The 23,299-nt window shown below is 70.1% G+C and carries 21 protein-coding genes and 1 pseudogene; 9 read left to right on the plus strand and 13 right to left on the minus strand.

The features are described from left to right. Positions 1–40: 40 nt before the first annotated feature. Both ACH4XV_RS39370 and ACH4XV_RS39375 read right to left on the minus strand, forming a co-directional pair. Positions 41–1,666 carry a serine/threonine-protein kinase gene (locus ACH4XV_RS39370; protein ID WP_395797862.1) on the minus strand — a complete coding sequence of 542 codons (1,626 nt, stop codon included), beginning with the start codon at positions 1,664–1,666 and terminating at the stop codon, positions 41–43. Positions 1,667–1,953: 287 nt separating this feature from the next. Beyond that, positions 1,954–2,661, minus strand: coding sequence for a carbon-nitrogen hydrolase family protein (locus ACH4XV_RS39375; protein WP_395797863.1), 708 nt, complete (start codon positions 2,659–2,661; stop codon positions 1,954–1,956). Positions 2,662–2,916: 255 nt separating this feature from the next. Here ACH4XV_RS39375 and ACH4XV_RS39380 point away from each other — a divergent pair, with 255 nt between their 5' ends. Further along, positions 2,917–3,132, plus strand: coding sequence for a hypothetical protein (locus ACH4XV_RS39380; protein WP_395797865.1), 216 nt, complete (start codon positions 2,917–2,919; stop codon positions 3,130–3,132). Positions 3,133–3,761: 629 nt separating this feature from the next. Here ACH4XV_RS39380 and ACH4XV_RS39385 read toward each other — a convergent pair. Then, a complete protein-coding gene (locus ACH4XV_RS39385; RefSeq protein ID WP_395797867.1) occupies positions 3,762–4,943 on the minus strand; it encodes a M48 family metallopeptidase in 1,182 nt (393 codons plus the stop codon). Between the two features lie 1,152 nt (positions 4,944–6,095). After that, a complete protein-coding gene (locus ACH4XV_RS39390; protein WP_395797869.1) occupies positions 6,096–6,545 on the minus strand; it encodes a hypothetical protein in 450 nt (149 codons plus the stop codon). A gap of 158 nt (positions 6,546–6,703) precedes the next feature. Here ACH4XV_RS39390 and ACH4XV_RS39395 point away from each other — a divergent pair. Then, positions 6,704–7,015, plus strand: a pseudogene (locus ACH4XV_RS39395) (NUDIX hydrolase); the annotation flags it as partial. 368 nt (positions 7,016–7,383) lie between these two features. Then, positions 7,384–8,727 (plus strand): erythromycin esterase family protein, encoded by a 1,344-nt coding sequence (locus ACH4XV_RS39400; protein ID WP_395797871.1) that lies wholly within the window; start codon positions 7,384–7,386, stop codon positions 8,725–8,727. A gap of 405 nt (positions 8,728–9,132) precedes the next feature. On the opposite strand, the gene ACH4XV_RS39405 is transcribed toward ACH4XV_RS39400, so the two are convergent. Beyond that, positions 9,133–9,639, minus strand: coding sequence for a hypothetical protein (locus ACH4XV_RS39405; protein ID WP_395797873.1), 507 nt, complete (start codon positions 9,637–9,639; stop codon positions 9,133–9,135). 523 nt (positions 9,640–10,162) lie between these two features. Here ACH4XV_RS39405 and ACH4XV_RS39410 point away from each other — a divergent pair. Continuing rightward, positions 10,163–11,455: a glycosyl hydrolase family 28-related protein gene (locus ACH4XV_RS39410; protein ID WP_395797875.1), complete on the plus strand. Its 1,293-nt coding sequence runs from the start codon at positions 10,163–10,165 to the stop codon at positions 11,453–11,455. Positions 11,456–11,697: 242 nt separating this feature from the next. Here the strand turns inward: ACH4XV_RS39410 and ACH4XV_RS39415 are convergent, their stop codons facing one another. Next, entirely contained in the window at positions 11,698–12,024 is a 327-nt protein-coding gene (locus ACH4XV_RS39415) for an ArsR/SmtB family transcription factor (protein WP_395797877.1), read from the minus strand. A 79-nt stretch (positions 12,025–12,103) separates the two neighbouring features. Here ACH4XV_RS39415 and ACH4XV_RS39420 point away from each other — a divergent pair, with 79 nt between their 5' ends. Further along, the gene (locus tag ACH4XV_RS39420) at positions 12,104–12,520 is read left to right on the plus strand and encodes a tautomerase family protein (RefSeq protein ID WP_395797879.1); all 417 of its coding nucleotides are present in this window, start codon (positions 12,104–12,106) and stop codon (positions 12,518–12,520) included. A 280-nt stretch (positions 12,521–12,800) separates the two neighbouring features. Here the strand turns inward: ACH4XV_RS39420 and ACH4XV_RS39425 are convergent, their stop codons facing one another. Beyond that, positions 12,801–13,304 (minus strand): hypothetical protein, encoded by a 504-nt coding sequence (locus ACH4XV_RS39425; protein ID WP_395797881.1) that lies wholly within the window; start codon positions 13,302–13,304, stop codon positions 12,801–12,803. A gap of 340 nt (positions 13,305–13,644) precedes the next feature. Here ACH4XV_RS39425 and ACH4XV_RS39430 point away from each other — a divergent pair, with 340 nt between their 5' ends. Then, positions 13,645–15,252, plus strand: coding sequence for a hypothetical protein (locus ACH4XV_RS39430; protein ID WP_395797883.1), 1,608 nt, complete (start codon positions 13,645–13,647; stop codon positions 15,250–15,252). A gap of 446 nt (positions 15,253–15,698) precedes the next feature. Here the strand turns inward: ACH4XV_RS39430 and ACH4XV_RS39435 are convergent, their stop codons facing one another. Then, positions 15,699–16,868 (minus strand): WD40 repeat domain-containing protein, encoded by a 1,170-nt coding sequence (locus tag ACH4XV_RS39435; RefSeq protein ID WP_395797885.1) that lies wholly within the window; start codon positions 16,866–16,868, stop codon positions 15,699–15,701. 127 nt (positions 16,869–16,995) lie between these two features. Here ACH4XV_RS39435 and ACH4XV_RS39440 point away from each other — a divergent pair, with 127 nt between their 5' ends. Further along, positions 16,996–17,406 carry a hypothetical protein gene (locus tag ACH4XV_RS39440; protein WP_395797887.1) on the plus strand — a complete coding sequence of 137 codons (411 nt, stop codon included), beginning with the start codon at positions 16,996–16,998 and terminating at the stop codon, positions 17,404–17,406. On the opposite strand, the gene lepB is transcribed toward ACH4XV_RS39440, so the two are convergent. The 4 genes from lepB to ACH4XV_RS39460 are packed head-to-tail and all read right to left on the minus strand — an operon-like array spanning position 17,392 to position 20,199. After that, positions 17,392–17,943 carry a signal peptidase I gene (gene lepB / locus ACH4XV_RS39445; RefSeq protein ID WP_395797889.1) on the minus strand — a complete coding sequence of 184 codons (552 nt, stop codon included), beginning with the start codon at positions 17,941–17,943 and terminating at the stop codon, positions 17,392–17,394. The genes ACH4XV_RS39440 and lepB overlap by 15 nt on opposite strands. Then, a complete protein-coding gene (locus tag ACH4XV_RS39450) occupies positions 17,940–19,814 on the minus strand; it encodes an ABC transporter ATP-binding protein (RefSeq protein WP_395797891.1) in 1,875 nt (624 codons plus the stop codon). The genes lepB and ACH4XV_RS39450 overlap by 4 nt, the downstream gene beginning before the upstream one ends. 29 nt (positions 19,815–19,843) lie before the next feature. Then, the gene (locus ACH4XV_RS39455; protein WP_395797893.1) at positions 19,844–20,014 is read right to left on the minus strand and encodes a hypothetical protein; all 171 of its coding nucleotides are present in this window, start codon (positions 20,012–20,014) and stop codon (positions 19,844–19,846) included. Further along, the gene (locus tag ACH4XV_RS39460) at positions 20,011–20,199 is read right to left on the minus strand and encodes a hypothetical protein (RefSeq protein ID WP_380010446.1); all 189 of its coding nucleotides are present in this window, start codon (positions 20,197–20,199) and stop codon (positions 20,011–20,013) included. The genes ACH4XV_RS39455 and ACH4XV_RS39460 overlap by 4 nt, the downstream gene beginning before the upstream one ends. A 299-nt stretch (positions 20,200–20,498) precedes the next feature. Between ACH4XV_RS39460 and ACH4XV_RS39465 the strand changes: the two genes are divergently transcribed. Next, positions 20,499–21,044: a MauE/DoxX family redox-associated membrane protein gene (locus ACH4XV_RS39465; RefSeq protein ID WP_395797895.1), complete on the plus strand. Its 546-nt coding sequence runs from the start codon at positions 20,499–20,501 to the stop codon at positions 21,042–21,044. A 4-nt stretch (positions 21,045–21,048) separates the two neighbouring features. Then, a complete protein-coding gene (locus tag ACH4XV_RS39470; protein ID WP_395797897.1) occupies positions 21,049–21,588 on the plus strand; it encodes a TlpA family protein disulfide reductase in 540 nt (179 codons plus the stop codon). 27 nt (positions 21,589–21,615) lie between these two features. Here the strand turns inward: ACH4XV_RS39470 and ACH4XV_RS39475 are convergent, their stop codons facing one another. Further along, complete coding sequence (locus ACH4XV_RS39475) at positions 21,616–23,298, minus strand: bifunctional aspartate transaminase/aspartate 4-decarboxylase (RefSeq protein WP_395797899.1); 1,683 nt, start codon at positions 23,296–23,298, stop codon at positions 21,616–21,618. Between the last annotated feature and the right edge of the window lies 1 nt (position 23,299).

The raw sequence follows: 23,299 nt of genomic DNA on the forward strand, positions 1-23,299 counted from the left end.
GCGGTCGGCGGCTGCGGATCGCTTGGTTGCCGACCACCGCTCACACCCGGACCAGACACGCGACCTCACCGGTCCGGACGACGTAGCGGAAGTACTCGCCGGAATCCGCCGTATCCCGGTCGTCCCGGCGGCACTTCTGCCCGGTTGCCGGGTATTCGGTGATTCTGAGCAACTCGGTATATCCGGCGGGAAGTTGCGTCGTCCGACAGTCCCAGGCCTCGTGCATCTGCACACTCGTGATGTACCCCCCTTCGCGTTTGCCCACGGTGCACTGACCGACCCGGTACAGCCGTTCCGCGCACAGCACGAAGGTTTCCGCCTTCGGGAACGCGCGCAACCAGAGGATGACTTCGGGGCGGACCGGGCACGATCCACCGTTCACGCCGGGAACCGAGGTGACCCGTGCGTAGGCGTTCGGCAGGCCGCAGTCGACCACGCTCGGAGCCCGCTTCGCCCACTCGCCGGCGACCGGCGTCGAACCCAGACAGTCACCCGGGGTCAGCGCTTGGAAGGCCCGATCGGTGGCACTGAGCTTCTCGGCCTGCTCGCTGTACCAGTACGCGATCCCGAGGAAGCCGGCGATGGCGACTAGGATGGACACCATGAGCAGCCGGACCGCTCGAACGAGCACCCGGGCCCGCCTTCCGGGCGGAGGTTCCGGTGGATCGGCAGCGGTGGCGTCGTCGATGGCGTCGTCCGTGGTGTCGCCGGCGTCGTTGTCGGTATCGACCCGGGTGACATCCCCGTCCCACGACCACGCCGACAAGTCCTGCCCGTACCGGGCGTATTCCGCCACCAACGCCGACCATCGCGGCGGCAACCACCCCACGATCCGCTCGGCCGTGGGTGCCTCCGCGAGGTCCACTGACACCCTCGACAGCACCTCCGCCGATGTGGGCCGATCGCCCGGGTCCAGAGCCAGGCACGGTTCGATCACCGGCGCCAACTCGGCCGGCAGACCGGTGAGATCCACATCCGCATCGGCCACCCGGGCAAGCAGCCGCATCATGTCCTCCCCCACGGGGTAGGGCGCCCGGCCCACCGCGAGGTGGAAGAGCGTGGCCCCCAGCGAGTAGACGTCGGACGCGGCGGTCGACTCCTCGCCGCGGGCCTGTTCGGGTGAGGTGAACGCGACGGTCCCGAGCGAGAGCGACGTCCGGGTCAGGTCCTGGGCGTGCGAGATCCCGAAGTCGATCAGACACGGCCCCTCGGCGGGCAGCAGCAGGTTCTGCGGCTTGACGTCCCGATGCACGATGCCCTGGCGGTGCAGGCCGACCAGAGCCTCCACGGTGCCGCGGGCCACCCAGCGCACCGCCGAACCGGACAACGTCCCGGCATGCCGCACCAGTTCGGCGAGCGACGGGGCGGGGACGTACTCGGTGGCCATCCACAGGCGCTCGGCGTCCGGGTCGGCGGCCAGGACGCGCGCCGTGTGCTCGGCACGTACCTGCCGGGCGATCTTGACCTCACGGGCGAACCGACGCCGATTCACCGTGCCCACCTCGCCGTCGGCGAGCAGCGTCTTGACCGCGACGAGACCTCCGTCGGTGCCGCGACCGAGATGGATCCGGCCCATCCCGCCCGAGGCGATCCGGCCGAGCAGCCGATAGGGCCCGATCCACGTCGGATCGTCGTCGTGCAACGGCTCGATGCCCGGTCCGGACATGCCCGCCCCTTCCCCCGGATGAACAGCCGGCAGTGTATCCGACCCCCAACCACCAAGCGCCAGCGCCGAGTTCGACGCGTCGCGCGGCCGAAATTCCAGGTCGACGACCGACCGGGCCGAGCGGACAATGTCCGGACGCACCAGGGATCGTCATGTCCAAAACCACACGGCGCCGGATGTCCCGCATAATCGGTGCGTCCTGCCAGACGGCCGCGGTCGTACTGCCGACCGTCGGCCACGGTGGCGCCCGGCGCGCAACGCCCCGCTGCCGAACGTGGCATCCGTCGCTAGCGGACGTCGGCGAGGGCCGGCGAGGTCGTGTGGTTGTCGGCCTCCGCAAGGAGGGTGCCGCCCGGGGCCCACACCGCGGCGCCGCCGCAGCCGGTCCATGGGCCCGCGGAGCCGACGTGGTTGGCGAGGACGACATGCATGTTCGAGTCTTTGGCGATGCCCGGGTAGACCGTCGCCCGTTCGCGGATGCCGTCGCCCGTGCCGTACAGCGAACTGGCCAGGAGCACATGGCAACCGTCCGCCGCGGCGCGGGCGGTGAGGTCCGGAAAGTGGTTGTCGAAGCAGGTGGCGAGGGCGAAGCGCAGACCACCGAGTTCGAAGCGACCGTCCCGATCACCCGCGGTGAACACACTCTGCTCGTTCTCGTAGAGGTGCTGCTTCAGGTACGTGGTGATCAGCTCGCCCGCGCCGCCGTAGACGAAGGTTCCGATGGCGGGCCGTGTTTCGTCGGTCGGGACGGCACAGTTGACGACGCAGGCAATCCCGATGCCCCTCAGCGGATCCAGGCGGGCATCGTCCGCAGCCACCCACAAATGGGGATCCTCGGCCGCCATGCGGAGTTCGTACCCGGTCGGCGCGAGCTCCGGGAACACGATCAGCTCGGCGCCTTGCTCGCGCGCTTGCACGGCAAGAGCCGCGAGTTGCCGAACATTCGTGGGTATGTCCCCGGGGACACAGGTCAGTTGGGCAGCGGCGATCTTCATGGGCCCGAGCATGACACGGCATGGGGAGCACCCGCCGCGGACGGGAGCGGCTCCGCGCGATCTCCGTGTCGCAGAGCCGCAGGGCCCGAACGCGCGAACCGCACCCGCCCCGGCCGACCTTGGCCGTGAGTCGGCCGCCGAAGTCCCGCGCCTGCTCGACCAGGAGCCGGCCGGGACGGTTTCGGCGAACTGCCGGTACGGGCGGCGAGAGTTCGACAGCATGGGGTGACCATCCGTCGGACCCGGGAGGCTCACGTGGGCAGGTGTCAGCGATCGACGGTGCGCGGGCGGGGCGGGACGACCTGCGGGAAGCCGACCGTGCCGGGCAAGCGCTACTGCGCCGCCCACATGGGCGGGAAACGCCCCAGCGGATCGCGGCCGAGGAAGCGCCAGGCCAACGACGGGTGCGGTGGGATTCTCCTGGTGATGGTCACCACTGTGCTGATCCTCGTACTCGGCATCCTGATGTGACCGAGACCTCTGGTGTCGGCCGACAGGATGCCGGGAACGACCACACGTCACGTCATGTGCTGCGGCCGGCCATCGAGGCCGAGCGCCACGGGGCCGGCGCCCGCGTCGGTGGCCACGCCACGGACCATGCACGATGACCAGCGCGCCAGGGGGTCGAGCGTGGAGCCGCCGAATCGGCTGCCGACCTGGTGGGTAATCGTCGGGATCCGGCGTGCGCACGATCATGGGGGTTGCCGTTCGCGGTCCATCGCTCAGGTTGTCGACCGTCAGGTCCCAACCGGGGCCGGCGGCGTCCCCGGCCGCGCGCCCGACGTGCCCCTCGGGGCGGGGTGGGAGCGGCGTTACCCGTGTGCGGGGTCCGAGTCCCGGGCGCGGGTGTGCCCGGTGGCGATGAGCAGGGCTGTCAGGGCGACGTTTTCGTCGACGCGTCGCGGGCAGTAGGGCTCCTTCCTGGTCCACAGAAAGCAGTCACGGGCGCCGCCGGTCGTGGTGGCGGTGGGGGTTCGTTCGGGTGGTCGGCCGTGCCCCGCGGGGAACCGATTTGTTGGGCCGTGCATGGGTATCGAGCGCATTGGCGTCGTCGCGGCCCTCGTTGCGAGGGCGCCGGCATCCGATTTCGCGACTTCCGCTCAGCGGGTCGTGTCGCGGAGTACTTCCCTGGCCAACTGCGCTCGTGCGTTCGCGAGTTCGTCGCCGATCGTGGTGTCGCGGTCGTGGTCGAGGTGGACCAGGCCCGGGTACTGCTCGTCGTTGCGCACCCGTTGCCGACGCAGATGGGTCGGCGGGTGGGTGGCGTCGACGCTGTGCCCGCGCAACGCGGAGACCCGCCGCAGCCGTTCGTACTCCCGCTCCGGGATGCCTCGGACATGCGCCGCGAGGTTCGCCCACAGGCCCGCCTCGAGCTCGGCGCGCGGCACCGGCCGCCCGACGCGGGTGTTCGCCACAACGGCCTGCCGCCGCGCCTCGGCGTCGACCGAGTCGCCGATCAGGAGCCGATCCATGAGTTCCACGGCCGCCGCACTGGATCCGGCCCGGGCGGCGGTGCGGTCCGCGAGGTATTCGGCACGCTGCGCCGCGCCCACGGACAGATGGTCGAGCAGGGCCAGCACCCCGTAGACGCCCCATCGGGGCAGGAACATCAGCGAGTTGACCACCACGCTGCCCGGCCCCGGCCGCCGGGCCGGAGCCAGCAGGTAGTACCAGACCCGCAACGAGCGCAACGCGCACCCGACCACGACGCCGTGCCGCGTGTCGCCGTGGGCGTAGTGCCCGAGTTCGTGGCCGAGGACCGCGACGCGTTGTCGCGGCGTCAGCACCTCCCACAGGCCCAGCCCGAGATGGAGCACCCGCCGCTGGCGCAGACCGTACGTGGTTACGCCCGCGTTGGACTGCCCATCGATCACCACCGCGTCCACCCCGGTCGTGCCGGCGACCGTCGCGATCTCGTCGATCAGCGCGAACAGCGCCGGTGCGCAAGCCCGTTCGAGCACGGGAGCGTTCTTGGGCAGCGCGCCGAGCCGCGGTCGCAGCACCCAGGCCATCGCCAGGAACAACACCCCCAGGACCGGCCCGAACACGGTGCCCCAGGCCACGATCGGAAGCACCACGCCGAGCACGAGCAGCACCAGCGTCATGGCATGCACCAGCACGGCCACCGCGTAGGTGAGCACCCGCTTCGCGTCGCGAGGCTGCCGAGCGTCCCCGCCGCGTTCGACCTCGGCGAGCAGCCGCTCCCCGTCGCGGTGCGCGAGCCGTCGCCGAGCCGCCTCGATCCGCCCCGGCGCGGGCTCCTCGGCACCGGCGGGATCCACGTTCCACCCGCACTCCGCACACCAGGCGACGAATCGTTCCTCCGCCGGAACGTCCGCCCCACAGTCGGGACATGCCCGAACCAGACCGGAACCCTCCACCCGAACACCCACCACGCCTCCCCCCGACAGCCCCTCCCCGGAACCGCCCCACTTCCTGCCACCACGCCCGACCAGGCAGCGTAGTCCCCGGCCACCACACCGCGAACCCGCCCCCGGACCCACCAAGGACGGCCGCCGCCCCCACCCCGCCTCGTCGGGTCGGGTGCGCGATATCGGGCATAGCCGCACGGGTTCCGCCTCGAACGCCCCCTGCACGATCCGAGAGTTGCCGAGTCCGAGGCCGACCATCACATCGAACTGCCCGATTCCCACCGCAGCTTCCTGACCACGCTGGGCGAAGGCGGAGCGTCGCCCTTCTACGGTCTGATGCCGTTGTGGTCGTGTCGGTTGTTCACGATAGATCCTCGAGGCGAACCCGGTCGCCCTCGGGGGTTCACGTCCGCCGGCGGCTCGCCTCACCAAGGCGACTTATTCCTGCACGTCATCGAGGCGGGGTGCAGCGATCTGGTGCTTGTCGGCCTTACCGGGCTCTTGGCAGGCCGCGTCGTCACCGGCAACGCCGACGGCCTCTGGGGCTTGATGTCTCGTCGGCCACCGATTTCCTGGCCTGGTACGAACGCTGGCTGGACCACATGCTCGACGGCCGCGACAACCGTGACGTGGGACTGACTTCGCCCGCCTTGCGAGCGCGTCTCGACCGTTTGCTGAGGAAGTAGCGCTGCCACTGCGCGGATTCGTCACTGCGAGGATGTACAACTGCTGCGGCGAGCAACGTCCGCCACGTTACGGGCGTTCGTCCCGCAGAGCGGCGACGGCCCTGGCCGCGGCGGTACCGATGGCGCGACTGATCGCGCCATCGTCCGAACTCGGCCGAGACCGGGTGAAGACGGCGGCGGCATAGCGGCCGCCGTCCGGGTAGGAGATCCGTTCACGGTAGCCCATCGGGAGCGACGCCGTGACGGGGACGCCGCCGTCGCGCCCCGATCGCGCGGCTTCGCGAACCACCGTGCGGGCCGGGGAGCATCCCGGCCCCGGGGAACGGGAAGCCCACGGCGAACACACGCGTTCGCCACGCGCTCGAATCGGCTGTGCTCAGCTATCGGTGAAGTAGGCGTACGGGGCGACCGACACGCCCTCGACGATCTCGCGTTCGTCGTCCTCGTCCGCGTCGGGGTCGAGCTCGGAGGCATGGCGGGAACCCATCGACCAGATCGCGAATCCGGCCCGGAACGCATAGCCGATGTCCGTCTCTGTGCCGGTGTGGCCGAGGGCGGTCAGCTCGGCGACTACGTCGTCCAGGAACTGCCAGGTCAACCGGACGTCGTCGAGGTACACCTCGGTACCGGCGCCGGCTGAGTGACCCAGTTCGACCAACTCGACGGTGTCGTCCGGCAGGTAGCTTACGACCAGGGCCGGATCGGTGCGGTAGACGGCCTTCGATCGACCCGGCCCGTGAACCGGTTCGCCGGTCCTGGCCTCGACCTCGGATCGCGCGTCACCGATCTCGACCAGGGCTACGCCGCGCCCGGGGATGATGTTCATGCGCGCCATCGTGCCGGCCCGGCCTTCGCGCCGCAGCCGGGGTTGTTGCCCGACGCGGACTCGGATGCCGGCAACGAACTTGTGCCAGCCGGTGCCAGGGTGCGCGGGCACCGGGCGTCGGCGGACGCGGGATACGGTTCCGCAGGGGAGGTTCGGGGATGAGTTTCCGGTTGGCGGCGTATGCCATGTGTATCGAGGGTGGACGAGTCCTGGTCGCCCACCATGTGCCGCGCGAGGGCGAGAGTACCTGGATGCTGCCCGGCGGCAGGGTCGAGCACGCGGAGGATCCGTTCGACGCGGTGATCCGAGAGGTTGCCGAGGAGACCGGCTGCGATGCGGTGGTCGAACGCCTGCTGGGCGTCGGCTCCCGGGTGATGCCCGCGGCCGAACGCGCCCTTCCCGGTGGGCCAGAGCATCGCAACGTCGGCATCTTCTGTCGGGTTCGCATCACCGGCGACCGCCTGCGTCCCGGCGGCCGGCGGCCGGCGGGTGCTGGGTGCGTCGGGCGGGGTGGGGAGCGCCGGACGCGCGGCCGTCAGCGGTTCGGGGAGGTCCTCGAACGCGTTTTGCCTCGGCGCCACTTGGAACGGCGCACCGAACACCACGCACCGCACACGAACTCGGTCACCCAGTACGTGAGTTCGGTCGGGCTATCGGATACCGGACCCGAGTACCAACCGGCCGAGCCGCAGGGGGACTCCGGTCCTCGGGCCGGCGGACGATGCGTGCCGAGGGGCCGGGTTCCTAGCCTGGGCGCATGCGAAACGACACTCCGCGTGTACCGCGCACAATCGTGAACCACACTTCCAATCAAAAGAGTTACCCACATTCGGGCGCAGTGCGGCAGGTGCTGCGCCCCTTCGTGCCGATCGTGCTGTGCCTGGGGGCGACCGTGGGCGGGATCGGCACCGCACACGCGGGATCGGCAACCGACACCAATCCCGTACGGGCCCTTGCCGCGGCCGCGCACACACTGGGCTCCACGGACCCCGCCGCCCCGGACGCCGATCTGCGTGCCTTCGACCGCATGGTCGGCGACGCCAAGGTACTCGGGGTGGGCGAAGCAACGCACGGCTCCGCCGAGTTCCAGAACATCAAGCACCGACTGCTGCGCCACCTCGTGGAACGCCGCGGCTTCACCACCTTCGCGTTCGAGATGCACTGGAGCGCGGGCCTGCGCCTGGATGCCTGGGTTCGCGGCGGTGCCGGCAACCTGGACACCCTCATGGCCGACGAACTCCAAAACGGCGGAGCGCTGTGGAACACCCATGAGATGGCCGCCCAGTTCCGCTGGATGCGCGAGTGGAACCAACGCCACCCCGACCGCCGCCCCCTGCGTGTCGTCGGCAACGACGTCAACTACGCCGGAACGGTGCAGTTCGACGCCGTCACCGACTACGTCGCCCGCCATTACCCCGCCCTGCTGCCCGAGTTCCAGCGGTTGTACCGGGAGTCTCGCCCCACCGCCGGCGTCAGCGACACCATGATGCAACGCCGCACGCTTCCCCTCGACACCCGCCGGCGGATGCGCGACGACGTCCGCAGCGCCTACGACCTGCTGGAACGGCAGCGACCGGGCGGCAATCCCAAGGAGTACCAACTGGTACTGCAACACGCCAGGTCCATCGCCCAGGTCGGCACGTCCCAGGGCTTCGACTTCATGGGGTCCGAGGGCGCCAAGGCACAGCTGCACCGGGACGAGAGCATGGCCGCCAACACCGCGTGGTGGCAGCGGTACACCGGGGAACGCGTGCTGCTCTCCGCCCACAACACCCACGTGGGCACCGAACCCGACAACACCGACCTGTACCCCAAGGTCCAGGGCCAGTTCCTCCGCGACGCGTTGGGCTCGCGCTACGTCGCCGTCGGATTCACCTTCGGACAGGGCCGGTTCAACGCCGTCGACGCACACGACCCCACGTCGCCGTTCCGCCCCCGCGAGGTCGGGCCGACAGCGGCCGGCGGCAACGAGGAGACACTGGAGAAGGTCTCGACGCGCGACTACTACCTGGACACGCGCACCGCCCCACGCGCCGCCCGCGACTGGCTCGGGACACCTCGTCCTACCCGCAGCATCGGTGCCTCCTGGCCCGATCCCTACATCATGAACAACATCCGTCTCGCGCAGACGTATGACGTCGTCGTCCACCTGCACCGCGTCACCGAGACCCATATGCGCTGACCGTCGGATCACGGCGCAGAGGTCCGGTATCGGATTCGTAGGCCTTGGGCACAAAGTCGGCCGCGCGGATCGGCCGATCGCCCGCCGGATCGCGGACGCGTGGCGCCGGTGCTGCGCGGAGCCCGGGTGGCGGCCCAGGCGGAACACAAGGAAGGGCGTCGACCGCAAACCGGTCGACGCCCTTCCCCACGTGCCGGATTCCACGGGGCACAGCCCGCACAGCAGGTCGCGAGGCGAAGGCGTGAACTCCACGAACAACCACCAAGCCGCGGTGCCCGCAATCCACCCTCGGCCCGCCACGGGACGACCCGCCGCCACCTGGCCTGATCGGTCGGGTACTCGGCCGCGCGCGTCGGGCGCCGCCGCCACACCACCGACGGGAAGCCCGGGTCGAACACCGCGTGATCAGCGGGTCTGGAACGGCAGTGTCTTTTGGAGCATGCTGTCGGCTCCGCACCCGGTGCGCCACTTGACGGCGAGCGTGTTGCCGTCTCGGAGTTCGAGGCGCAGTTTGGTCTCACCGGACCAGTGGACCTTGATTCGGGAGTGTTGGATGGATTCCCAGGGGATCTCCACGATCCGGTCCGCGTCCTGTCCGGCGAGGTATCGGGCCCATTCGTCGGGAGTGAAGTCGTAGGCGCGGCCCACCCGGAAGTTGTCCCCGTCGCGCGCCTGACGTTTGTTCGCCGAGTAGAACAGCGGGTGGTTGCGGCTGGCGGCGACGGTCCTGAAGCCGCGTTTGGAGGCGAAGGGGACGTCCACGTACACGAGTCGGTCGGTGAACATCCACAGGCGCCCGCCCTGCGCCAGTATCTTGGACGTCGAGCACGCGTCCGCCACGAAAATCGGAGTGAGGACCGTCCCCGGATCGCTCGTGGTCCCAACGGGCGGGTGATGCGCTTCGGTTGCCATGGATTGTCCGTCCCTTTCCGAGCCGGCCCACGCGATGTGGACGCCGGATCCTCCCGCCGGTCGCCGACGAAGGCAAGAGGCTTTTCCCACCCGGCCGTTGCGGCTCGCCGATTGCTCGGCGACAGCGTGTACCCGAGGCGGTCCGGACCTCGAGGCGTGAGGTACGCCGCGGCGGAGCCGATACAACTCTCGCCGCTTCGGACGGAATTGGCAGTCCTCCGGCGAATGCCCGCGCGGCTGTTGCCCGGGCCGGCGTCGTCCCGTCGACGTGTCCGGTAAGCGCGGGTTTCGCGTGGCCGCTTCACGCGAAGGCAACGGCAGAGGACGCGCCGTGGCATCATCCACCGAAGCCGGGCGATCCGTCCGGCGCTTCCACGGGGGTATGGCAATGAACGGCGAACACTCGTCCGACGAAAGAGCACGACGGCGGGATGGGGAGGACGGAACAAGGCGGCGGAGAGCCGGCGGCCGTCGGGCGTTCCTGACCGGCGCGGTGACGGCGACCGCGGTCGGGGTCGGGGTCGTGGCGACGACATCGGCCCCGGCGACCGCGGCGGGCAACGCCGCGGACTGGTACGACGTCAAGGCGCACGGCGCGATCGGCGACGGCGTCGCGGACGACACCGCGGCCGTCCAGTCCGCGATCGACGCCGCGTCGCAGGCAGGCGGCACGGTCTACTTCCCCGCCGGCCGATACCTGGTGGCCCCGGTGCCCGTCGCCGGCAAACCCGCCGCCGCGCTGTCCGTGAACGGCGACGGCGTACGCCTGATCGGCGCCGGCAGCAAGGCCGCCATGCTGGTCAAGAAGAGCGACGGCATCCTCCTGCGGATCTCCGGCACCGGCCCCTCACTCGACGCGAAGGGCACCACGCACCGGCGCTACTGCGCGATCGAGAACCTCGGCCTCAACGGCAACGGCAGGACGGGCCTGCTGCTCGAGCTCTACTACACCAACAACGCCCACATTCGCGACGTATACCTGACGAGCAACGCGGACATCGCCGTCGACGCCGTCGAACTGTGGGACTCGCGATTCCACGACATGGTCGTCGAATCCTGCACGGGCCCCGCGGACAGCAGTCGACACCCCAACGTCTGGCTGCGAAACTCCTCCACCGCGAACACCTGGGAATGGGGCTACAGCACCGACAACGTCAACCAGGTCCACCTGACCGGCTGCCGCCTGGAGAACTTCGGTACCGGCGCGCTGTGGGTCACCCAGGGCACCGCGGGAACCAACAATCCCAACGGAATCCACATCACCGACTGCAAGTTCGAGACATCCGCGATGAAGGGCGGACCACACTTCAGGGTCGACGCGTCCTGCCGACACGTGTTCGCCCGCAACATCTACGCGTACGCGGGCAACTTCGCCACCGGGTACGGCACTCCGCAGAACATCATCGACTGGGCCCCCTCGGTGAGCGCGCTGGAGGACACCCTCATCGCGTGCGGCACGACGAAAACCGTCAACTCCGGCGTGATCCTGTACTCGGCGAAGGGTCAGACCGGCGTCCTGCGCAACGTCAACGGCCTGTACGGCACCAAACCCGCCGGGACGCACATCTACTACGAACAGAGTTCCACCGGCGACTTCCGTGTCGAGAACTCCTACGGCAACACCGGCGGACAGGCCAGTGGCGCCATCCCCACCCGCAACCAGCCCAACCCACCGCTGCGCCTGGTCGCGGGCCCGGTCACCGACGCGTCGTTCCAATACCCCCCGCTCGACGGCACGATGGCCGTCGACACCGCCGACAAGCGCCTGTACGTACGCGTCGGCGGCACCTGGACGTGGACCGAACTGCGGGCATGAGCCCTCGGGCGGCCCCGGCGCCCGGCCGCCGATCACGCGCCCGCGCCGCAACCCGTCGAACCGCCGCGTTCGTCGGGCCCGCTGCGCGGGCGCGGACGCGGGCGTGGCTCGCGGCGTTGCCGCGCAACGCGCCGCGCTCTCCCGGGGTATCGCCGGCCTCGACGGCGTCCCGGCGTGCCGCACCCACCCCACGACAGCGTCGACCGGATGCGGCCCTTCCGGCAGTTCACGAGGGCGGCGGCTCAAGAGGGCGGCGGCTCGCGGAGGACCAGATCCAGGAGACCCGGAAATCGGAGCTCGAATTCGGGACGACGCAGCCGATTGAGACGCCGCGATCCCTCGTCCCGCTGCTCCACCAGGCCCGCTGCGCGCAGGACCGCGAAGTGATGGCTGCGCGTCGCCTTGGTGACGGGCAAGTCGAATGTGCCACATGCGCGTTCCCAATCCGGCGCGGCCGCGAGTTCCCGCAGGATCGCGCGGCGTACCGGATCGCTCAACGCGTCGAGCGCGTCCTGGAGGGACACCGAGGCCGGATCGGCGTGCGTGAGGCGACTGGAGCGTAGGGACAATCGACTTCCTTGGCAAAGTGTTCGATCAGCGTCGTACACTTCACCCTACCGTACGACCACTGACGGAAATGAGCGACTCATGCCCCTGGTGCGTATCGACCTCGCCTCCACCCGCCCGCCCGCCATGCGCCGCGCCATTGCCGACGGCGTCCACCGGGCTCTTGTCGACGCCATCGGCATCCCGGCCGAGGACCGTTTCCAGATCGTCACCCCGCACGCCCCGGACGAGTTGATCTTTGACCCGGACTACCTCGACGTGGCTCGCGAGGACATCGTCTACGTACAGATCACCCTGGTGACCGGACGACGTCGGGAACTCAAGCTGGATCTGTATCGACGCATCGCAGCGAACCTGACCGAAGTCGGCGTACGTGCCGGCGACGTGTTCGTCACGCTGACCGAGAACGCTCTCGACGGTTGGTCGGCGGGCAACGGTCAGGCACAACTGATCGCATTGCAGTCCATCGCCGGGACGGAAGACCAACAGGCCACGTGAGCCGATATCGGTGGCGCGGTGGGGGAGTTGTCCGAGCCCGCGGGGGAGGGGACGTCGGAAGACCGGCGATCACTCGGCATAGACGGCGCGGACGGCGGCTCGTCGCGCGGCCGAGGGTCGGGAGTCGGGCCGTCGCGAGGTCGCGACGTCGTGGCGTGGCGACGTCGCGCGCACCGGGGTTCGACGGCACTTCGGGCCTGGCCGGCCCTTACGTGACGATCGAAGCGGCGTCGAACCCCCTGCCGTCGATCCCCCGCCGCGCCGAGGGCGGGCTGGTGGATCAGTAGGTCAAAGCCGGGCTGAACGCGCTCTTGCCGACACACCAGATGTCGACGTTGTTGGGGTTGTGGTGCAGCTTGACCGACCAGTTCGTGGCGCTGGGCGCACTGGCCGACTGGATCACGGTCAGGGCCTGACCGGCGGAGATCGTGCCCGCCGTCTTGTTCAGCGGACCCAGGTTGACCGGACCGAAGGGGCCGGACGTGCCGGCGGTGCCGCTGAACGTGACCGTGCCGCTCGGACCCCCGAGGTTGGCGGTGATCGTGAGGTCGCCGTTGTTGATGGTGATCAGCGGTGCGAGTGCGATGGTGGCCGAGATCTGGTGCGACGCGTTGGTGGTGAACGTCGCGCTCTTGCCGGTGTAGCTGACCCCGACCGAGGTCAGGCAGTCGTACTTCGCGGTGGACGGGCCGCCGGCCGTGGCTGTGCCGCTGAGCCCGACGGTCGCGGCCATGGCACCGGCGAAGACGGCGGCGCCGGCCGCGAGGGCCTTGGATCGTGACATGGAAGGTGCCCCTTTCGACAGATACTGCGGAAAGTTCCTGTCGGCGCATTTGGAGTGAATCCGAAGTTTCGGATTCCGTCAAGCAGGATCGGCACGTAATTCTCCGACGGCGAAAGTCAAGATCGATAATTCATGATCGCAATTCACGACCACTCATATCGGCAAAGAATATTCGGTTTCCCGGGTATTTCTCGATCATGGTGACACGTGTCGAATGAATCGGGTCGCATCTTGCTCTTGACTATGGATGATCCAAATGTGCGAATGGTTCGCTACGCCTTTCGTTTCCGACGGGCTCCGAACAGGTCGTCCGCACCGGCCGTCCACACGAAGGAGCAACGTGTCAAAACGGCTATCCCGAAGATTGACCCACCATCGCTGGGCCGTGTCGGCCGCCGCCGCCCTGGCCCTCGGCGGCGGCCTGGTGGCCCTCGCGCCGTCGGCGGGCGCGGGCACCGTGACCCCGGTCATGCGGTGCACGACCCCGGTCGGCGCTCCCGAGGGGCAGCAGCGGTTCGAGGTGACCCTGGACCCGACGCACGGTGACGGCGCCACCTCGATGCACGTCGTGGCGGGCGGGAGTCCGGCGACCAGCCCGATCCCGATTCCGCTCGCGACGATCAAGTCCGTGTACACGTTCGCCATGTCCGGCGGCACGACCGATGACCTCTCGGTGGCGCCGCCGTCGTTCGAAACACCGATCGAGGTGAACACGCCCATCGTGCCGCCTCCGTTCACCGTGCCCGCGACGATCGTCGGCGCGGCGGCCGGATCCACGGTGGACCTCACCCTGAAGTCGATCGTGGTGCAGACCATCGTCAACGGAAACCTGCTCGCGACGGCGACGTGCGTGCCGATCTCCGGCAACGGCGTGGTCGCGTCGTACACGGTCGAACAGGGCAGTCAGGCGCCCACGCTGACCGCGACGCCGAGCACCGTCGACTCGAACTCCCGGGTCACGCTGTCCGGCGCGCACTGGCCGGCCGGTCCGGTGGGGTTGACCATGTGCTTCCCCGAGTTCGGCGGATTCTGCGACAACGGCTACTCGACCATCGCCGCGAGCGACGTCAAGGTCGTCGACGGCGTGCTGTCGGGGTGGGTGCACGTCGCCGGCGCGGTTCCCAGTACGGCGGCGATCCTGAAGGTCACATCGGGATCGGTGGCCATGGAGGCGCCGTTGACCGTGGTGTCCGTACCGGTCGGCGGGCGGGGCCTCGTGCTGAGCCCGAACACCGGTCCGGTCGGCACCCGCGTGACCGTCACCGGTACCGCGTTCTCACCGAACGCCCAGATCACCGTCCAACCCCAGGACGAGCCCGGGGCACCGACGGAGGACGCCGTGACCACCACCGCGGACGCGAACGGCTCGTTCACCGCGACGTTCACGGTGACCGCGGCGACCACCGCCGCGGTCGCGGCGTACGAGTTCGGCAACCCCGCGATCGGCAAGCGGACGCCGTACACGGTGGGCGAGGGCCCGGCCCAGCTGACCCAGTCGGTCAGTGGGCAGATCAAGCCCGGCGGCCTGACGATGTCCCAGGCCGGCGGTCGGATCGACTTCGGTAGCGCGACGATCGACGGCAAACCGCTGCGCCTGAACGCCGCGCTCAACCGGGTCACCGTGGTCGATGCCCGAGGGACCGACCTCGGGTGGTCGCTCACCGGCACGATGTCGGAGCTGACGGCCGAGAACGGCACCGACAAGCTCCCGGCGGGGAGCGTGTCCTGGACCCCCGCGTGCGTGGCGGCCGACGGCGCGCCCGGAACGGTCACCCCCGGCACTCCGGGGCCGCTCGGGGCGGACCAGGCCCAGTTGTGCACACAGACGCCGGTCGGGGGCCGAGCCACGGGCGGCAGCGTTTCGGCGGACGCCGCCCTGACGTTGACGACCCCGGCGTTCGTACGCCCGGGCACCTACTCGGGGGCACTCACGCTGAGCCTGAGTTAGCCCGAGCGGGAGTCGACCGAACTCGAATCAACCGAACTCGAGATGTTCGCCACCGAGTCGACGCGTCGGGAGGTGCGGATGTCGACGCTTCGAGACGGTGCCGCTTTACCCGCCCGGTGGCGCGGGACGACTCGGCCACTTACCGGCCGCGGCGTCCCCGCCACCGGGCGTTCTCGCATGCGGCAGGCGATCGTGATCGGCGGCGCGGAGCGACAGCGTGGGGCGGTCGCGCCCTATTCGCCACCGCCCGGTATCGCAACCGCCCGGGGGATGGCGAGGAATGCATCGACATCCTCTGGGGCGAAAGATTCGGCGGGCGGGCTTTCACCAGCGCGCCATTACGCCGCATTCCCGATGCCTACCGCCCTGGGCGCACAACCGGGGTACGGAACCGCCGAGCGCGCGAGCGGCCGTGTCGACGCCGGGGGAGTGCGGCGCACGGAGTGCTAAGGGCGCACGCTCCACAGTTCGATCCCCGCCAAGCCCTCAGCCGCGGCCAGTTCGCCGCCGTCCGGGCTGAAGGCCAAGGCCCCCGGGGAATGGGCGAGTTCGCCCGCCATCGTAAGGGTTCCGATGCCCTTGCCGTCGGCGACGGCGTACAGCTGCACCCCAGGGCCCGTGTCGTTGCTTCCGACGGCGAGCGTTTTGCCGTCGGGACTGAAAGCGAACGCGTTTCCGCGGAAGGAGACGGTCTTCGTCCAGGTCGTCGTGTCGTACAGGGTCACCGCCTCCCCGCCGGACTGCAACCGGGCCACGGCGAGGAGCTTGCCGTCCGGGCTGTATCCGACCGCCGTCGTATCGGTACCCGGACTCGTGTCGATGGGTTGGAGTACGACCGGGGTGGCGGTGCCCGAGGCGAGATCGACCAGGGAAGGGGCGTGCGCGGTGGCCGTGGCGGCGGCGCCGATGACCGAGCGGCCGTCCGGGCTGACCACGGGCGGGTAGGCCGCCGTATCGAGCGCCGACGGCAGGTGATGCGACGCGCCCGGGGCCAGCGCGGTGCCGGACAGCGTGTACGTGCCCACGGCCACGGTGGGCGCGGACACCCCCGTATAGACGTAGAACGTCGTGCCGTCGCGGCCGAACCCGAGGCCCTGGTCGGGGTTCCCACCGACGTTCTGGGCAGCTGTCAGCGGCGGGAAACCGCCCGGCATCAGTGCCCCGGTGGCCGGATCCCAGGCGCGGTCCTGATATCCCGTCGTCACCAACTCCCTGCCATCGCGCGTGTACGACAGCGAAGACACGGGACGCCCGGGGAAGACCGGGTCCGTCAGTTTCACCGCGGCACCGGACGCGCTGTCCCAGACGAAGGCGTCGGCGCCCTGACCGGGGCCGGCAATGTGCTTACCGTCCGGGCTGAAAGCCAGCGGCCCGTCCAGCCGCGCGCCCGACTCGTCGGTGAAGGTGCGGACGAGCCGACCGGTACTCGGCAGGGCGGGAGTCGATGCGGGGCCCGGATCCCCACCGTCCGTGCCGGCACTCCCGGAGGCCCGACCGGCCGACGCGGGCGCCCGATCGGTCGGCGTACGAGCGGCGGAGCCGCCCCCGCCGCCCGAACAACCGCAGACGATCAAGGCAAGGCCGGCCGCGACGAACGGCACACGGAGACGGCGCACGGATCCCCCCGACGGACGCGGCTGCACAGCACGACACGAGAACCGTACGGCAGCACACCGGGCGGCGCTCGGGAATCCGGAATCATCGAGGACCGCTCGTGCCGCCACGCCGTCGACGGCCCGGTCCATGCCGAAGACGGCCGCAGGAACCGGTAGTTGTGGGACGGATGGCGGGCGCCAGGCGAGCCATGCGTGCGACGGATCGCGGCCTCGCCTTCGACCGCACGACATCCCCGGCACCATCGCCACCACCGGGCGCGACCTGATCTGCGACGGCATCACCGAAATGGGCCTCACCGAACAGGGGCGGCCCCAAGCCGGCGCATTCATGCTCGTGAACCGCGCGCACCTGGGGGAAACGCCCGCCGATATCGACGCGACGCTGCTCCGAAACGGCATCCCGACAATCCGCGGCGCCGATGTGCACGCCCCCGACACGCACGTCCGCCTCACGTTCGGCTCGAACGACGAGGTCGTGGAGACGCTGATCCGGTCCCTGGCCCGGGCGTACCGGGAGTCGGTGTCACCCCGCTCGTGACGACCCCGGCCCGCCCCCTCGGTCGTCGTGGGGGCGAGCCGGCTCGATCGGCGCACGACGGATTCGAGTGCCGGTCCCGACCACGCCCAGGACGGTGGACGCCGGCACGTATCCGAAATGGCGTGAGTCGTGGGAACGCGGCGCATCCCCGCGTACCACCAGCGAACCCGCGGGCACGACGGCGTCGTTCGCGGCGCGTACGGCATCGCGCACCTCGGCCGGCACCGGATCGCCGGGCAGCGCCGCGACCCGCTTGACCAGCCAGCGCGGATCCCGATCTGCGCCGAGGGCCGCCGTCGGGTTGCGGAACACGACGACGTCCCCCCGACGCACCGCCCCGGCGCGGTCGACCAGGAGTCGTTCGCCGTCGGCGAAGGTCGGCGCCATGCTCGTGCCGGTCACCCGGACGAGTGCGAGGCGCGAGCGCAAAGCGCGCACTCCGGCGAGCACCAGGATCACCGCCGCGAGAACGGCCGATACCCCCACGCCACCCGGCACCGCCCGCACGCTCGTCGTCTCGCCTCCCCTCCCGATCACCGCGTCTCCTCGACGACCGTCGACCCCGTGGGGTTCGCGTACCCGGCGGCCTGGAGCGCGAACAGCCGGGCGTAGTGCCCATCGGGCAACGCCATCAGCTCTTCGTGGCAGCCCAGTTCGACGATGCGGCCGTCGTCGAGCACCGCGATCGTGTCGGCGTCGCGCAGGGCGCCGAGGCGGTGCGACACGAGCAGGCTCGTCCGGCCCCGACGATGCCGGCGCAGCGTGCGGTGCACCCGATGTTCGGCCTCCGGGTCCAGACCCGCGCTCGGCTCGTCCAGGATCAGCAGGTCGGCGTTTCGGCGCATCAGCGACCGGGCCAGCGCGACCCGCTGCCACTGCCCGCCCGAGAGCGTGACGCCGCCCCCGGCGTCGTCCCGGTCGCGGTGGACGCGGCTGAGCTGGGTGTCGTATCCCTCGGGAAGACGCGCGAGGTCGGCGTCGATCCCGGCCAGGTTCGCGCTCTCGCGCACCCGTTCGCGGTTCTCGCGGTGCGCGATGTCGCCGACGCCGATGTTCTCGGCGGCGGTCAGGTCGTACGCCATGTAGTCCTGGAAGGTCGCCCCGACGCGGCGGCGCAGTTCGACCACGCTCATCGTGCGGATGTCGACACCGTCCCACCGGATCGTGCCGCGTTCGGGGTCGTAGAACCGACACAGCAGTTTGACCAGCGTGCTCTTGCCGGCGCCATTGCGCCCGACGAGGCCGATCGCGCGGCCGGCCGGGACGACGAGGTCGACGCCGCGCAGCACCCACGGCCCGTCGGCGTCGTAGCGGAACCACACGTCGCGGAACTCGATGCGGTCGTGCAGGGCGGGTACCGGATCGGTGCCGCCGGGCAGGTCGTCGGGCGTGTCCATGAGCGCGAGGTAGTGGCCGAGGAGGCGGACTCCCGACGCGGCCAGGCCGGCCTGCATGACGACCCCGGTGAACGCGCCCTGCACGCCGGCCGACGCGGCGACGAAGAGCGTCACGTCCCCGACGCCGAATCGGCCGTCGGCGGCGCCGACCACGACGACGACCAGGCCGAGACCCGCGACGAGCGCGTTGAGCGCGGCGAATCCCGATTGCACGAGCGCGGTGCGGCGCGCGACCGCGAGCTCGGCATCGGTGGCGTCGGCGAGCGCGCGCACCAGCCGCGCGTGCAGGAATCCGCCGAGCCCGAACAGCCGGATCTCCTTGGCCGCGCGCGGGTCGATCAGCAACGAGCGGTAGAACAACCGCCGGCGTTGGCGCCCGGACGTCATCTCCCAGACCGTGACCTGACGCCGTGCCATCGACAGTCGGGCCAGGAGCGCGGCCACGCCGCAGAGCAGAAGCAGCCCGACCATCGGCGGCCACACCGCGAAGAGCACACCGACGAACGCGCCCAGGGACACGGCCGAGCGCAGCACCTCCTGCGTGAACATGGTGATGTTGTGGGGCGCGTCCTCCGACGCCTGCTGCGCGAGCCGCAGGCGATCGTGGAAGGCGGGATCCTCGAACCGGCGCAGGCCCCGGAACTCGTCGACCTTGGCGAACAGGTCGCGCTCGACCGCCGCGACCAGTCTGCGTCGCACCAACTCGTTGAGATATCCCGTGAGTTGCACGAGCGTGGCAGTAACCGCGCCGATCCCGGCAAGCGCGACCGCGAGCACGACGACACGGCTTTTGTCGATGCGATCGCCGTGCGTGAGTTCGTCGAACAGCAGCTTGGTGAGCCACGCGGCGGTGGCCGGCAGCATGCCGACCGCCACCGTCGCGGCGAACAGGAGCGTCGCCCCGACCGGCGCCGCCCGAAACTGGAGGGTCAGGGCGACTTTCACCGCCCGGGGCCGCAGCCGGGCCGCCGGGGACGCGTCACCCTCGGCGGCCTCGGCCGAGGTCGACATCAGCGGGGAATCCCCACCGTTGCCCGCCCTCAGCAGGGGAAGCGGGTCGGGAGGCAGCGGTCCCAGCAGTCGTAGCGATACTCGTAGCCGTCGACACACGCGCACGTCTGGCCCATGTCGTCATAGCAGGCGCCGGCGCGTTCCCGGCCGAGGGCGAGTTCCAGGAGCCGGTCGCCGAGTTTTGCGATGGTGCCCTTCATCGTGAACCTCCGAAGTCCGTCGTCCAGTCGATCGACGTGACCACGCCGATCGTGATCGGGGACGTGCCCGAACGGTCGTTCCGAAAAGCGATCACGCCGGTTTCATCACCCGGGGTTTCGATCACACGGTTCATCGCGGATGTTCCGGCACGGGTGGAACCGGGAAAGCCGGCAAGCGACTTCACCGGAACGAGACGTTAGGGCGTGCGGTCGGCGGACCGCAATAGGGCCGTCGAACGTGTGCTCGCGAGTGCCCCGGCGGGGTCCGGCCGGCACGGGCCCGCAGCGGCGCCACCCGGCCGGCGGCCCCTGGAGCGGAATGCTCCGTGCCACCAACACGCTTGCCACGCAAGCAAGTTGATATATCGCCGGGCGTTCTCGGCCGGCGCGCAGAGCGGGCGTGCGCCGGCCCTGTCGGGAACGCCGGGCAACGCGTTACATTGCCTCGATCGGTCGGTCCGGTGGAGGGAAGCGAGGGCGATCGATGGGATACGCGCTACTTGCTTGCCGCGTGCTCCTGGGCACCGTCCTGGTGGCCTCCGCAGGCGGAAAACTACACGGCGGCACGGCATTTCGCGCGTTCGTCGCCGCCGCGAGGGAGTTGGGCGCGCCGGCCCGGTGGGCGCGCTCGATCGCGATCGCCGTGGTCGTGGGCGAGATCGCCGCGGCGCTCTCGCTCGCGGCGGCACCGCGCGGGCTCGCGGGATTCGCCGTTGCCCTGCCTCTGTTGGCGGCTTTCACGATCGCCATCCTCGGCGCGCTGCGCCGGGGAACGAACGCGTCGTGCGCGTGCTTCGGTGTGTCCGCGACACCGATCGGCCGCCGGCACGTGGTGCGCAACGCCGTGCTGATCACGGTCGCCGCAAACGGACTGGCCCTCGGCGCGGCCGGAGCGGCGACCCCGACACACCTCGCCGGCGCCCTGGCGGCGGTGTCGTGCGCGGTGATCGGGGCACTCGTGGTGATCTCCACCGACGAGTTGGCCGAGCTGTTCGATCTCGGCTCCGCGCCCGGCCCCCTCGGGAGGTAACGCCATGCCGTTCCTGATCGCCGCCGTCGTGGTACTGACCGTGTTGTGCCTGCTGAATCTGCTGCTGACGTTCGGGATCGTCCGCAAACTCCGCGCACAGCGCGATCATTCGCGCCCCGGGCCCGCCGCTCTCGCGTTGCCCGTCGGCTCGACCGCGCCGAACTTCTCCGCCGTGACGACGACCGGTGAGACCATCACGCGAGAGGGGCTGGGTGAAACGTTGTTCGGGTTCTTCTCGCCGAACTGTCCCGCGTGTACCGAGCGGCTGCCGCGGTTCGTCGAGGCGGCCCGACGCGAGAGCGGTCGCAAGGCGCTCGCCGTGCTCGCCGTGCTCCACGGCGACGACGCGGCGACCCGCGCACAGGCGGAGGCCCTGCGCGACGTCGCCCGCGTCGTGGTCGAGGCGTCACCCCGCGGACCGCTGGGCACCGCCTTCGCGATCACGGGCTATCCGGCGTTCGGGCTGATCGACGCCCACGGAACGGTGACCGCGACGGGCCTCGACCCCGAACGACTCACCGCGTCCGCCCACTCGACGACCTGACCGCACACGACCTTCCGGAGCCCGCCCCTACCGGTCCCCGTTGTCGCCGGGCCTGCCCGCGTCCGCCCATTCGTCGTGGTACTGGCGGAAGATGTCGCGGATCGCGTGGCCGATGCGCAGGTAATCGAGGTCGTTCAGGTTGGCGAGAGACACCCGGATCGACCACTGCGGGCCGTCGAATCCGCCACCGTTGAGAAGAACCACCGAGGTTTGTTCGGCGAGTCGGAACAGCGGGTCGACCGGCTCGTAGTTGTTCTCCAGGAACTTCGCGAAGCCCGGACCGTACACGCGGCCGGCCTCGGCGAGCAGGTCGAGTTCGACGTAGTAGCAGGCACGCTTGGGGTCGTCGGAGACTTTCATGCCACTGCCTTCGAGGAGCAGCCCGAGGCGCCGGTGCACGGTCTGCTTGAGGAGCTCCTTATAGGCCTGTCCTTCGTCCAGCAGGCCGAACAGAGAGAACAGTGCCATCTGGGCCTGCTGCGGACAGCCGAGCCCGGCGGTGTGGTTGAGCGCGACCTGACGGGAATCGGCGACGAGCCGGTCGATGAACCGCATGGAGCCGGGATCGAGGGAAAGTGTCTCGTATCGCCGGTGGAGGCGCTGTTTCTCGGGATCGGGGAGGGCGGCGATTCGCGCGTCGATGACGTTGTCGTCGTGCAGTCCGATGACGCCGAGCCGCCAGCCGGTGGCGCCGAAGTGCTTGGAGTAGGAGTACACGAGCAGGGTGTTGCGTGGGAGATCCGCGGCCAGGGTCCGGAAGCCGTCGACGAACGTCCCGTACACGTCGTCGGTGACGATGACCAGGTCGGGGTTCTGGTTCGCGACGATGTCCTTGATCTGCGCGGTGACACGGCTCGACAACGCCAACGAGGGCGGGTTGCTGGGGTTGACCAGGCACACCATCTTGATCGAGGGGTCGGCGAGCTTGGCGATCTCGGCTTCCGGGTAGCGCCATTCGCGGACCCCGGCCTCGGCGAACAGGTCGGCCTCGATATCGACGACGTCGAAGCCGTATGTGTCCAGTTCCGGGATCTCGATGTACGGCGTGAAGACCGGCACCATCAACGCGATGCGGTCGCCGCGGTGCAGGATGCCGTTCTTCGTCAACGAGTCGAAGATGTAGCACATGGCGGCGGTGCCACCCTCGGTCGCGAACAGGCTCATCCGACCGTCCTGGGGGACCGCGCCGTCGAAGATCTCGTGATGAAGATAGGCGCGGACGGCCTGCTCGGTGTGGACCAGGATGCGGTCCGGTCCGGGGTAGTTGTCGCCGATCCAGGCGTCGACGAGTTCGTGCACCCACGGGTCGGGCGCGAAGCCGAGCGTTTCGACGCCGTACCGCACGCACCTGTGCAGCAGTTCGACCCCGGGGAGGCCGGGGTGAGCGGCGCGGAACACGTCGAAGCGCGCGGCGACGCCGTCGGGTGCGGGCATTCCGGCCAGGTCGTCCGAGCTCCATACCCGCCGGCTCTCCTCGACGGCGAAGTGGCCGAGCGCGAGGAACGCTTCGCGCGGCCCCGCGGCGTTCCAGTTCGGATTTCCCCGGCCGGCGTTGAGCATGGCGAGGGCGGCGACGTGCTTTTGTCGGTCGGCCGGGGGCGCGGACGCGGCGTGGTGCTCGGCCAGTCGAATGAACTCGCTCTTGAGTTCGAACGGGCTCAGCTCGGAGAGCGCGCGCATCTTCTCGCGGCTGTAGGTGGCTTTCGGCATG

The organism is Embleya sp. NPDC020630 (assembly GCF_044334985.1).
In the GTDB taxonomy this organism is placed as follows: domain Bacteria; phylum Actinomycetota; class Actinomycetes; order Streptomycetales; family Streptomycetaceae; genus Embleya.